We start from the raw sequence: 12,142 nt of genomic DNA on the forward strand, positions 1-12,142 counted from the left end.
TAAAGTAAGGAGGTGCACTAATTTGAGTCGTATCGGTTATAAAGTAATTGAAATTCCTGCAGGAGTTACAGTTACTCAAAAAGATGAAAACATCACTGTTAAAGGCCCTAAGGGTGAATTAACAAGAGAATTCAATTCAAAGATCAAGTTGACAATCGAAGGAACAGAAGCTAAGTTCACACGTGAAAGCGATAATGATAAAGCTCTTCACGGAACAATGCGTTCAAACCTTAACAACATGATCATTGGTGTAACAGAAGGTTACGAGAAAAAACTTGAACTACGAGGTGTTGGTTACCGTGCACAAGTTAAAGGTGACACACTAACACTTTCCGTTGGTTACTCACATCCAGTTGTTATGGATGCACCAAAGGGTATCAAGATCGAATCTCCTTCAAATACAGAAATTAACATTCTAGGTATTTCAAAGCAAAAGGTTGGTCAATTTGCTGCTGAAATCCGCGATGTACGTTCTCCAGAACCTTATAAAGGTAAAGGTATTCGTTATGTTGGCGAATATGTACGTCGTAAAGAAGGTAAAACTGGTAAATAGTAAATAAATCTATGAGGTGAAAATTGTGATTACAAAACCAGACAAAAACAAAGCACGTCAAAAACGTCAAAAACGTATCCGTGCCAAAATCTCTGGTACTGCTGAGCGCCCACGCTTAAACGTATTCCGTTCGAATAAAAACATTTACGCTCAAATTATTGATGACGTAAAGGGTGTAACGCTAGCAAGTGCCTCAACTCTTGATAAAGAAATTAAAGATGGTTCAAAAGTTGAACAAGCTACAGCTGTAGGTGCATTAATTGCACAAAAAGCACAAGAAGCTAAAATTAGTAATGTAATCTTTGATCGTGGTGGTTACTTATATCACGGACGTGTTCAAAGTCTTGCTGAAGCTGCTCGTGAAAATGGGCTAAAATTCTAGAAGGAGGAAACCAAATTTATGACATATATCGATCCATCTCAATTAGAATTAGAAGATCGCGTTGTCTCAATCAACCGTGTTACTAAGGTTGTTAAAGGTGGACGCCGTCTACGTTTTGCTGCTATCGTAATCGTTGGTGACAAGAATGGTCACGTAGGTTTTGGTACTGGTAAAGCTCAAGAAGTTCCAGAAGCTATTCGTAAAGCTGTTGAAGATGCTAAAAAGAACCTTATCAACGTTCCTATGGTTGGTTCAACAATTCCTCATGAAGTTATCGGTACTTTCGGTGCTGGTAAGATCATGTTGAAACCTGCTGAAGAAGGTTCTGGTATTGCTGCTGGTGGTGCTGTTCGTGCCGTTATCGAATTATCAGGTGTTGGTGATGTTACAAGTAAGTCACTTGGTAGAAACACACCAATCAACGTAATTCGTGCAACAATTGCTGGATTAAAACAACTTAAGACTGCCGAAAGCGTTTCTGAAATGCGCGGAATCTCAGCCCAAGAATTGCTTAACTAGAAGAAAGGTGTGTAATAATGGCTAAACTTAAAATTACTCTAATTAGAAGTGCAGCTCACCGCCTTCCTGCTCAACGTAAAACTGTAAAGGAATTGGGACTCGGAAGAGTTTCAAGTTCTGTTGTTAAGCCGGATGATGCTGCAATTCGTGGTGCTGTACGTAAAATCGCTCACTTAGTAAGCGTTGAAGAAGTTAAAGATTAATAAAATTACAAGAGATTAGGAGGTGCAATAATGGAACTAAACGAACTTAAGCCAAGTGCAGGCTCAAGACACTCAAGAAAGCGTCTAGGTCGTGGTACTTCAAGTGGTACAGGTAAAACTGCTGGTCGTGGTCAAAAAGGTCAATTGGCTAGATCAGGTGGTAAGACACGTATTGGTTTTGAAGGTGGACAAATGCCTTTGTTCCGTCGTATGCCAAAACGTGGATTCAATAACATCAACCGCAAGGAATATGCTATTGTCAACCTAAGTGAATTAAGTAAGTTTAATGATGGTGCTGAAGTTAATGTTGAAACATTAAAAGCAGCAGGCATTATTAAGAAACAATATAATGGTGTTAAGTTGCTTGCTAACGGTGAGGTTAGTGCTAAGTTAACTGTTAAAGTTGCTAAGAGTTCAGCCGCAGCTACTAAAGCAATTGAAGCCGCTGGTGGCACTGTAGAGGTGATCTAATGCTTGGAACTATCAGAGATGCTCTAAAGGTAAAGGAAATCCGTAAGAAGATTCTATTTACCTTGATGTTACTTGTTATATATCGTTTGGGATCACAAATCACAGTGCCTGGCGTTAATGCTGCGGCAATGGATAAGGTTGGATCTACTGGATTGGTTCCTTTATTGGATACCGTTACCGGTGGTGGTCTTTCAAACTACTCTATTTTCTCAATGGGTGTTTCGCCATTCATTACGGCCCAAATCGTTGTGCAACTTCTACAAATGGACATTGTTCCTAAATTTGTTGAATGGAGCAAACAAGGTGAAGTTGGTCGTAGAAAGTTAAATCAAGTAACGAGATATTTGACGATTGTTTTAGGTTTTGTTCAGTCAATCGGTATTACTGCCGGTTTTAACCAATTAAGTGGTTTGGGATTAGTTAAATCTCCTAATATGAGAGCTTTCATTACTATCGGTATTATCTTAACTGGTGGTACGATGCTTCTTACTTGGATTGGTGAGCAGATTACTGACAAAGGTTTGGGTAATGGAGTTTCCGTAATTATCTTCGCTGGTATTATTGCTAGATTCCCTAACGGAATCCAACAAATTTACCGTGATTATATTACGAATGCTAGCTCTGCAGATCTTGCAAAGAATATCGGATTCTTGGTTGGCCTTGTGGTCATCATTTTGATTGTTGTGCAATTTGTTACTTATGTTCAACAAGCAAGTAGAAGAATTCCTATTCAATACACAAGACGTGCAGCAGGTAGTGGTAGTGAAAGTTTTCTACCATTGAAGGTTAACGTTGCTGGTGTTATTCCTGTTATCTTCGCTAGTTCATTTATTGTTACGCCTCAAACAATTTTGATGGCATTTCAAGCAAATCACAGTGGAGATCAATGGTATCAAGTATTAACAGAAATATTCAGTATGCAAACTACAACAGGTTCGATCATTTATACATTGTTGATTGTATTATTTACATTCTTCTATGCATTTGTTCAGGTAAATCCCGAAAAGCTTGCAGAAAACCTACAAAAGCAAGGGGCTTATATCCCTGGCATTTGGCCTGGTAATGAAACAATCAAGTTCATGTCAGGTGTATTGATGAAGCTATCAACCGTCGGAGCTGCGTTCCTAGGTTTAGTTTCATTGCTTCCATTATTAGCAGCTAACTTGTTCAATCTTCCTCAATCCATCGGATTAGGTGGTACGAGTTTATTGATCATCGTTGGTGTTGCTTTGGAAATGGATCGTCAATTACGTGGTCTTTTGATGAAACGTGAATACGTTGGATTTATTAGATAATTGGAGATGTGACAATGAATATTGTATTGATGGGGTTACCCGGTGCTGGTAAAGGTACTCAAGCAGAAAAGATTGTTGAAGATTTTAAAGTTGTTCATATTTCAACTGGTGACATGTTTAGAGCAGCCATGGCTAACAAGACAGAAGTTGGTTTAAAGGCTAAAGGGTTCATCGATAAAGGTGAACTTGTTCCTGATAATGTTACCGAAGCTATCGTCGAAGAACGTTTAGCTGAAGATGATGTTCAAAAAGATGGATATATGTTAGATGGATTTCCGAGAACTCTTGAACAGGCTAACGCTTTACAGACAATTGCAAAGAATGTAAACAAACCGATAGATGCTGTCATCTATATCGATGTTAAGCCTGAAGCATTAGTTGATCGCTTATCTGGAAGATATATTTGTTCTAATTGTGGAGCAACATATCATAAAATCTATAACCCTACTAAGGTAGAAGGTACATGTGACGTCTGTGGCGGCCATGACTTCTATCAACGTGAGGACGACAAGCCTGAGACTGTTAAGAATAGATTAAAAGTTAATATTGAAATGAATACACCATTAATTGATTTTTACGACAAGTTACACTTGTTGCACAAGATCAATGGTGAACAGGAAATAGATGAAGTTTATAACGAAGTTAAGAAAGTTTTACAAGACTTGTAAGACTTTTTGCTTTGATTGTTTACATGTACGGAAAATTATTGTATAATTCGCCAGTATATGCAGAAATAATTTCATCCCGTATGGAGGTTAATATCTTTGGCAAAAGAAGATGTCATTGAAGTAGAAGGCACAATTTCAGAAACATTGCCTAATGCGATGTTTAAGGTAAAGCTTGAAAATGGTGCTACAGTTCTAGCCCATGTATCAGGTAAAATCCGTATGCACTACATTAGAATTTTACCCGGTGATAAGGTTACCGTGGAATTATCCCCTTATGATTTAACCAAGGGAAGAATTACATATAGATATAGATAATAAGTTTTTTAATGGAATGGAGGTTCCACAATATGAAAGTAAGACCATCCGTTAAACCTATGTGCGAACACTGTAAGGTAATTAAGAGACGCGGTCGCGTCATGGTTATTTGCTCTGCAGATCCAAAGCACAAACAAAGACAAGGATAATAAAAATAGGAGGTGTAGTGATCAATGGCTCGTATAGCAGGTGTAGATTTACCTCGTGATAAGAGAATTGTTATCGCCCTTACATACATTTTTGGTATTGGCGAAACAACAGCTCAAAAAGTGCTAAAAGATGCAGGCGTATCTGAAGATATTCGTACAAGAGATTTAACTCCTGACCAAGAAGATAAAATTCGTGCAGAAGTTGATAATGTACGTGTCGAAGGTGACTTACGTCGTGAAGTAAGCATGAACATCAAGAGACTACAAGAAATTGGCTCATATCGTGGTATGAGACATCGTCGTGGATTGCCCGTTCGTGGACAAAACACAAAGAACAATGCAAGAACTCGCAAGGGTAAGAAAACTACCATTGCTGGTAAGAAGAAGTAATAATAAGATAGGAGGTTAATCATGGCACAAAGTAAAGGTCGTAAGCGCCGTACTAAGAAGCATATTGAAGCTGGTGTTGCACATATCCACTCAACTTTCAATAACACACTTGTTATGATCACTGATGTTAACGGTAATGCCGTTTCATGGTCATCAGCTGGTGCACTTGGATTCAAAGGTAGTCGTAAATCAACACCATTTGCCGCACAAATGGCTGGAGAAGCAGCTGCTAAAGAATCAATGGAACATGGTATGAAAACAGTCGAAGTAGCTGTTAAGGGTCCTGGTTCAGGTCGTGAAGCTGCAATCCGTTCATTACAAGCTACTGGTTTGGAAATTACTGCTATTCGTGATGTTACACCAGTTCCTCATAATGGTTCTCGTCCTCCAAAGCGTCGTCGTGTATAGAATGGTTGTATACCCATATGAACTAAGCTACACACATTTCGTTTTGAAAGGGGAACTAACCGAATGATCGAATTTGAAAAGCCATCTATTACTTCTGTTGAAGAAAGTAGTAGCTACGGTAAATATATTATCGAACCGCTTGAAAGAGGTTATGGTACAACTTTGGGTAATTCATTACGTAGAGTTTTATTAGCATCATTACCTGGTACTGCGGTATCTGATATTCAAATAGACGGTGTATTGCATGAATTCTCAGCTATTGATGGCGTAATTGAAGACGTTACACAAATCGTGCTTAACGTTAAAAAATTAAAGCTTAAGTCTTACGCTGAAGACAGTCTAAAAGCAGAAATCGACATTGTCGGTCCCGCTACTGTTACAGCCAACGATATCAAAGCTGATGATGACTTGGAAATCCTCGATCCAGAACAATTTATTTGTACTGTTGCTGAGGGTGGACACTTCCACATGCAAATGACAATTAAAAATGGTCGTGGATATACTCCTGCAGAACAAAATAAGACGGACGAAACACCTATTGGTGTTCTTCCAGTTGACTCAATTTTTACACCTGTAGAAAAAGTTAACTATCAAGTTGAAAACACTCGTGTGGGTAAGAGAAACGACTTCGACAAATTAACAATCGATATCTGGACAAATGGTTCAATTGGACCACGCGAAGCTATTAGTTTGTCAGCTAAGATCCTTACAGAACACCTAACAAGTTTTGTAAATCTTACTGAAGAAGCTAAGAGTGCTGACATGATGATCGAAAAAGAGGAAACTCAAAAAGAAAAGAAACTTGAAATGACTATTGAAGAACTTGATTTATCAGTTCGTTCATATAATTGTTTGAAGCGTGCCGGTATTAATACTGTGCAAGAGCTTACTGAAAAATCCGAAGCAGATATGATGCGTGTTCGTAACTTAGGACGCAAGTCACTTGTTGAGGTTAAAGAAAAGCTTGCTGATCTTGGATTATCATTGAAGCAAGAAGACTAATAATATCAAATTCAAACAGGAGGTATAGACATGGGCTACCGCAAATTAGGACGTAACAGTTCACAAAGAAAAGCAATGTTACGCGATTTAACTACTGATTTAATCATTAATGAACATATTGTTACAACTGAGACTCGCGCTAAAGAAATCAGTCGTACAACAGAAAAAATGATAACCTTAGGTAAACGCGGAGATTTGCATGCTCGTCGCCAAGCTGCTGCTTATGTTAGAAACGAAGTTGCTAACATTACAGAAGATGATGACGCAGTTGTTGTTCAATCAGCTCTTCAAAAATTATTCAGTGATATTGCACCTCGTTACAAAGAACGTAATGGTGGATACACACGTATTTTGAAGACAACTCCACGCCGTGGAGATGCAGCTCCAATGGTTATTATTGAATTAGTTTAATAATAATTGTTTATTAATAATTAAAAAATCAGTCATTCTGATAAATTAGTGAGTGTTAAGATGATGGTCGTTTTCGGCTAAGTCTATCTCTGAGATCCTTGTCAAAGGGGACACTAATTTGTCGAATGATTTTTTTTTGCCCAAATTTTGGTATTATATAACGTATAGTGCTAGTTAAATATGCCGTCTCCAGAGCCGAGAATATTCATCTGCTGCGCGGAACGGCCCGAGCCAAAGCGCGGTCTCGAACCTCGATTGAAGCCTTACCACAGACCGGTGAGTCTCCAATACGCCCGGTGGTGTAATTGCTAAAGCAATAACGCCACTTTTGCTGCATATGAATATTCTCGGCTCTTCCAACTAGTTATTCTATATTTCAGTGGATATAGAATAGTATTGGATTTAATTATTGAATTACTAATTTGGCTCCTTTTCATGAATCTGTATGGATGAAGACATAATGCATAATATGAGGTTGAACGAAATAAATTAGATATAATAATTACTAGTAATACTAACTATTACAAATTGTTTAGTGTTAAATTGAATATTCATGAGATAATTTGTACAAAAAGAAAATAACTAGTCGGAAGGACAGAGAATATTAACAGGCTGTGGGTGTGGCGTTATGGCTTCAGCCATTACACCACTGGGCGAGTTTGAAGACTTGCGGTCTTTGCAAGGCTTCAAACCGAGGTTCGAGACCGCTTTTTGGCTCGGACCGGTCCGCATAGCAGGTTAATATTCTCTGTCCTGGAGATAACACATATATACCAAATTTTCAGGGGAGACACTTTTGGAAAAAATTATTTCAATTAAAGACTTAAATTATACGTATCCAGAAGCTAAACGCTCAGCTATCAAGGATTTGTCGCTCGACATTTATAAAAATGAGTGGCTATCAATTGTTGGGAAAAATGGTAGTGGCAAGTCGACACTGACCAAATTGATTGACGGCTTGATTGAGGCTGATTCCGGAACTATTGCAGTTGACGGACAGGTAATTAATGAGAAAAATATTTGGGAAGCTCGTACCAAAATTGGTATTATCTTTCAAAATCCTGATCACCAATTTGTTGGGGCAACGGTAGAAGACGATGTGGCATTTGGCCTAGAGAATCAAGGTATGCCACGTGAAGAGATGGTCAAAGCGGTTGATGAAGCATTGTCTTTGGTCAAGATGTCTGATTTTAAAGAGCGTGATCCACAGTCTTTGTCAGGTGGTCAAAAACAACGTGTGGCAATCGCTGGTGTCTTGGCAACAAAGCCTCAAATTGTCATTATGGATGAATCGACTAGTATGTTGGATCCTGATGGGCGTAAAACTGTCTTGAATCTAGTTAAACAGTTACGTAGTCAACAGGACCTGACTATTATTTCAATTACGCATGATATTGAAGAAACTGAATTGTCACAAAGAATCGTTGTTTTGAATGATGGTCAGATTGTTAGTGATGGTAAACCAGAAGAAATCTATGATTTAGGGGCTGATTTGCAGAAATTTGGCCTTGAGGAGCCATTTACGAGCAAATTGGTATCAACACTAAGGGACACGATTAAATTGCCTGACGGCTATTTAAACGAAGAGGAGCTAAAGGAACAATTATGGAAATTACATTCGAACATGTAACGCATTCGTATAACCCTAATAGTCCAACAGCTAGTCTGGGTTTAGATGACGTTTCATTCAAGATTCAAGATAAGAAGTTTACAGCGATTGTCGGTCAAACTGGTAGTGGGAAATCAACTTTGGTCAGACATATCAATGCGCTTTTGAAACCAACATCAGGAACGATCACGGTTGGCGATAGAGTCATTACTCCGGAAACGAATAATAAAAATCTCAAACCATTGCGTAAACAAGTCGGTATGGTTTTCCAATTTCCAGAGAGTCAGTTGTTTGAGGACACTGTGGAAAAAGATATCATGTTTGGACCAATGAATTTTGGTGCCAGTGCTGATGAAGCTGAAGCTGCAGCACATAAGATGATCAAATTGGTCGGCTTAGACGAGTCTTTGCTGGAACAGTCGCCATTCGACTTATCTGGTGGACAAATGCGCCGTGTGGCGATTGCTGGTGTTCTAGCAAGTGATCCGGAAACAATTATCTTGGATGAACCAACTGCTGGACTTGATCCAGTGGGGCGTCAGGAGATTATGGATTTGTTTAAGAATTTGCAGCAGGAAGGTAAGACAATTATCCTGATTACGCATAATATGGACGATGTGGCTAACTATGCTGAAGAGATGGCAGTTATCCACCGTGGAAAACTAATTGCCCAGGGAGTTCCGCAAGAAGTTTTCAACAACCAGGAATTATTGCAAGATGATTTACTGACTTTACCTAAGAGTGCTGCGTTTGCTAAAGAATTAACTGAAAAAGGTTTCTCATTTGAGAAGCTTCCAATTACAATTAATGAGTTAGGAACTGAGATTGAACAACAGTTAAATGGTGATTAAGTAATGGATAAGATAATTTTGGGGAGATACTTACCGGGGGATTCACTAGTTTATCGCCTAGATCCACGTGGTAAGTTCTTGTTAACGTTCTATTTTGTGGGGATAGTTTTTTTGGCCAATAATGTGGCTTCATATGCATTTTTGTTGGCATTCGTTTTATTTGCAGTCTTTTTGTCAAAAATTAATTTGGGTTTCTTTCTCAAAGGATTGAAACCAGTATTTTGGCTGATCTTATTTACGGTCGCGTTGCAGTTACTATTCACTCCAAGTGCCCATCCGCTGTGGCATTGGGGTATCTTCACGTTTTCTAAAGAAGGTTTAGTTATTGCAGGTTATATTTTTATCAGATTTATATTAATTATTTTTATTTCGACATTATTAACACTGACAACGACACCAATCGAAATTTCCGATTCAATCGAGAGCATTCTCAAGCCACTGAAGAAAATCAATTTTCCGGTGACTCAAGTTGCTTTAATGTTGTCGATTGCATTGCGATTCGTGCCTTTATTGGTTGATGAAACAACGAAAATCATGGATGCTCAACGTGCGCGTGGGGTTGATTTCGGCGAGGGTGGCTTGATCAAACGTATCAAGTCATTCGTACCTATTCTGATTCCACTGTTTGTCAGCAGTTTTTCGATTGCCTATGATTTAGCTATTGCGATGGAGTCACGTGGTTACAAAGACGGTGAAGGGCGCAGCAAATACCGTGTCCTCAGCTGGGATAAACGTGATAATCTGATGGTTATCTTTATGGCGGCAGTAACTGTTATTCTATTATTTTTACGGAGTTATTAATTTATGACAAGATACAAATTAACCATTGCTTACGATGGTACTAAGTTCCATGGTTTTCAGCGTCAAAATGAGTTAAGGACTGTTCAAGGCGTCATGGAAAAGGCTTTGACGAATATGACTAAAGGCAAACACGTGGATGTGGTCGGTTCTGGACGAACTGATGCGGGCGTACATGCTTTTGGACAAGTGATTCACTTTGATTACCCAGGTGAAATACCGGCAGAGAATATGTTACGAGCACTTAATTCACTCATGCCATTGGATGTTTTGGTAAAAAATGCAGAAATCGTTGACGAAAATTTTCACGCTCGATTTGGTGTTAAGAAAAAAACTTATCAATATCGTGTGGATTGTGGACATTATACAGATCCGTTCAAAAGGTTTTACACAGGGCACTATCCTTACGCTCTGTCTGTGGATAAAATTCAAATTGCGTTAAAAGATCTTGAGGGTGAACACGATTTCACGAGTTTTGCGGCATCGGGTGGAGTGATAGAAAATAAAGTTAGGACTATCTATTCTGCTACATGTGTGTATAATAAGAACAATGACGAATTAGTTTTCGAATTTACAGGCAATGGCTTCCTATATAATATGGTTAGAATCTTAGTTGCTACTCTGTTAGAGATTGGTAATGGGCGTAGGGATGTTCATGACTTCTTGAGGTTGTTCCAAGTGAAGAACCGCCAAGAGGCACGTGGCACAGCTCCGGCAAGTGGTCTATATTTAAAAGAAGTTTTTTACGAATAATCTGTGGATAAATATTGACTTAGGGTCGAAATCACAGTATTATTGTAACTGGTATTGTTTGCCCCACGATAGGCCCCGGAAACTTATTGAGTGTCAAACAGACGTAGAAACTGGAGGAAATTAAAGTGCGTACAACACCATTAGCAAAAGCAAGTGAAGTTGAACGTAAATGGTATGTAATCGACGGTGAAGATGTTGTCTTAGGTAGACTTTCATCAGTTGTTGCTTCTATTCTTAGAGGTAAGAACAAACCAACTTACACACCTAACGTTGATACAGGTGATAATGTTATTATCATCAATGCAGATAAAGTTAGATTAACAGGTAAAAAGGCTAAGAATAAGATTTATTATTCTCACTCAGATCACCCAGGTGGGTTGAAGAGTATTAGTGCCGGCGAAAAGAGAGCTACAAAGCCAGAACGCTTTGTTGAAGATTCAATTCGTGGCATGTTGCCTAAGAACACACTTGGTCGTATGGAAATCAAGAAGTTGCATGTATATGCAGGTTCAGATCACAGCCACCAAGCACAAAATCCAGAGATGTTGGATATCAACAAACTAATTTAAGGAGGAAAAGAATTTGGCACAAGTATCATACGCCGGAACAGGTCGTCGCAAGGACTCAGTTGCTCGTGTACGCCTAGTACCCGGAAACGGAAAGATTACTATCAACAAACGTGATGTCAAAGATTACATTCCTTTTGACAATTTGATTGCTGATATGAAACAACCTTTAGATGTTACTGAAACAGCAGACAGCTATGACGTTATTGCTAACGTTAACGGTGGAGGCTTCTCAGGACAAGCTGGAGCAATTAGACATGGTATCGCTAGAGCACTACTTGACGTTGATCCTGATTTCAGACCATCACTCAAGTCAGCCGGCTTCTTAACACGTGACCCTCGTATGAAGGAACGTAAGAAACCAGGTCTTAAGAAAGCCCGTAAGGCTTCACAATTCTCAAAACGTTAATATTTCTATTTTCAGTTTTGGATACAAAAACATCCCTCAGTGTGAGGGATGTTTTTTTGTTCTTTGTCAAATCGTATTGATGAATGATTTTGAGCCTAAAGCATCTCTTAATTGAGGTGCTTTTCTGACCACTCACATTTTTTCCGTGACCCCGGCATGGAAACTGATTTAGTGGTGAAAGTTCAATGTGAGTTGTAGTAGTCGGAATCTGAGTCTGTACTTATTGGATAAAGGTGAAACACAATCCAAAGTCCAAAACTACTCGAAAATAGTTTTAGTAAAGATAAAAACTAACACGGTATGAAAGTGGAGCTCCTACCTGGGGAGAACTGTGTCAAATGTTTGGCAAGAAAACTGATATTTGAGTGGGAGCAGTGTGACAATTGTAGA

The 12,142-nt window shown here is 38.8% G+C and carries 19 protein-coding genes; all 19 read left to right on the forward strand.

All coding sequences use genetic code 11. From position 1 onward, the window contains the following. The first annotated feature begins 22 nt into the window (after positions 1-22). Positions 23-553: a 50S ribosomal protein L6 gene (rplF, locus tag JP39_RS01950; RefSeq protein ID WP_041501343.1), complete on the forward strand. Its 531-nt coding sequence runs from the start codon at positions 23-25 to the stop codon at positions 551-553. Positions 554-569: 16 nt separating this feature from the next. After that, positions 570-935: a 50S ribosomal protein L18 gene (rplR, locus tag JP39_RS01955; protein ID WP_041501344.1), complete on the forward strand. Its 366-nt coding sequence runs from the start codon at positions 570-572 to the stop codon at positions 933-935. 18 nt (positions 936-953) lie between these two features. After that, positions 954-1,454 (forward strand): 30S ribosomal protein S5, encoded by a 501-nt coding sequence (gene rpsE, locus JP39_RS01960; protein ID WP_041501345.1) that lies wholly within the window; start codon positions 954-956, stop codon positions 1,452-1,454. 17 nt (positions 1,455-1,471) lie between these two features. Beyond that, positions 1,472-1,657, forward strand: coding sequence for a 50S ribosomal protein L30 (gene rpmD, locus JP39_RS01965; protein WP_041501346.1), 186 nt, complete (start codon positions 1,472-1,474; stop codon positions 1,655-1,657). A gap of 30 nt (positions 1,658-1,687) precedes the next feature. Continuing rightward, positions 1,688-2,128, forward strand: a complete 441-nt coding sequence (rplO, locus tag JP39_RS01970; RefSeq protein WP_041501347.1) for a 50S ribosomal protein L15 — start codon at positions 1,688-1,690, stop codon at positions 2,126-2,128. Continuing rightward, the gene (secY, locus tag JP39_RS01975; RefSeq protein WP_041501348.1) at positions 2,128-3,423 is read left to right on the forward strand and encodes a preprotein translocase subunit SecY; all 1,296 of its coding nucleotides are present in this window, start codon (positions 2,128-2,130) and stop codon (positions 3,421-3,423) included. Before rplO ends, secY begins: the two co-directional genes overlap by 1 nt. Before the next feature lie 14 nt (positions 3,424-3,437). Further along, positions 3,438-4,091, forward strand: a complete 654-nt coding sequence (locus tag JP39_RS01980; protein WP_041501349.1) for an adenylate kinase — start codon at positions 3,438-3,440, stop codon at positions 4,089-4,091. Positions 4,092-4,187: 96 nt separating this feature from the next. Continuing rightward, complete coding sequence (gene infA, locus JP39_RS01985; protein ID WP_010018544.1) at positions 4,188-4,406, forward strand: translation initiation factor IF-1; 219 nt, start codon at positions 4,188-4,190, stop codon at positions 4,404-4,406. A 32-nt stretch (positions 4,407-4,438) separates the two neighbouring features. Next, complete coding sequence (gene rpmJ, locus JP39_RS01990) at positions 4,439-4,555, forward strand: 50S ribosomal protein L36 (protein WP_010018546.1); 117 nt, start codon at positions 4,439-4,441, stop codon at positions 4,553-4,555. 24 nt (positions 4,556-4,579) lie between these two features. Continuing rightward, positions 4,580-4,945 carry a 30S ribosomal protein S13 gene (gene rpsM / locus JP39_RS01995; protein ID WP_041501350.1) on the forward strand — a complete coding sequence of 122 codons (366 nt, stop codon included), beginning with the start codon at positions 4,580-4,582 and terminating at the stop codon, positions 4,943-4,945. Between the two features lie 21 nt (positions 4,946-4,966). Next, complete coding sequence (gene rpsK, locus JP39_RS02000; protein WP_041501351.1) at positions 4,967-5,353, forward strand: 30S ribosomal protein S11; 387 nt, start codon at positions 4,967-4,969, stop codon at positions 5,351-5,353. A gap of 63 nt (positions 5,354-5,416) precedes the next feature. Beyond that, positions 5,417-6,355 (forward strand): DNA-directed RNA polymerase subunit alpha, encoded by a 939-nt coding sequence (locus JP39_RS02005; RefSeq protein ID WP_041501352.1) that lies wholly within the window; start codon positions 5,417-5,419, stop codon positions 6,353-6,355. 30 nt (positions 6,356-6,385) lie between these two features. Further along, positions 6,386-6,766, forward strand: coding sequence for a 50S ribosomal protein L17 (gene rplQ, locus JP39_RS02010; protein ID WP_041501353.1), 381 nt, complete (start codon positions 6,386-6,388; stop codon positions 6,764-6,766). Between the two features lie 796 nt (positions 6,767-7,562). Further along, positions 7,563-8,396, forward strand: coding sequence for an energy-coupling factor ABC transporter ATP-binding protein (locus tag JP39_RS02015; RefSeq protein WP_041501354.1), 834 nt, complete (start codon positions 7,563-7,565; stop codon positions 8,394-8,396). Further along, positions 8,372-9,226, forward strand: coding sequence for an energy-coupling factor ABC transporter ATP-binding protein (locus JP39_RS02020; protein WP_041501355.1), 855 nt, complete (start codon positions 8,372-8,374; stop codon positions 9,224-9,226). Before JP39_RS02015 ends, JP39_RS02020 begins: the two co-directional genes overlap by 25 nt. Before the next feature lie 3 nt (positions 9,227-9,229). Continuing rightward, positions 9,230-10,027 carry an energy-coupling factor transporter transmembrane component T family protein gene (locus JP39_RS02025; protein WP_041501356.1) on the forward strand — a complete coding sequence of 266 codons (798 nt, stop codon included), beginning with the start codon at positions 9,230-9,232 and terminating at the stop codon, positions 10,025-10,027. Between the two features lie 3 nt (positions 10,028-10,030). Beyond that, positions 10,031-10,777, forward strand: a complete 747-nt coding sequence (gene truA / locus JP39_RS02030) for a tRNA pseudouridine(38-40) synthase TruA (protein WP_041501357.1) — start codon at positions 10,031-10,033, stop codon at positions 10,775-10,777. A 125-nt stretch (positions 10,778-10,902) separates the two neighbouring features. Beyond that, positions 10,903-11,346 carry a 50S ribosomal protein L13 gene (gene rplM, locus JP39_RS02035; protein ID WP_041501358.1) on the forward strand — a complete coding sequence of 148 codons (444 nt, stop codon included), beginning with the start codon at positions 10,903-10,905 and terminating at the stop codon, positions 11,344-11,346. A gap of 13 nt (positions 11,347-11,359) precedes the next feature. Beyond that, positions 11,360-11,752: a 30S ribosomal protein S9 gene (gene rpsI, locus JP39_RS02040; RefSeq protein WP_010018559.1), complete on the forward strand. Its 393-nt coding sequence runs from the start codon at positions 11,360-11,362 to the stop codon at positions 11,750-11,752. Positions 11,753-12,142 lie beyond the last annotated feature (390 nt).

The organism is Companilactobacillus heilongjiangensis (assembly GCF_000831645.3).
Taxonomy (GTDB): domain Bacteria; phylum Bacillota; class Bacilli; order Lactobacillales; family Lactobacillaceae; genus Companilactobacillus; species Companilactobacillus heilongjiangensis.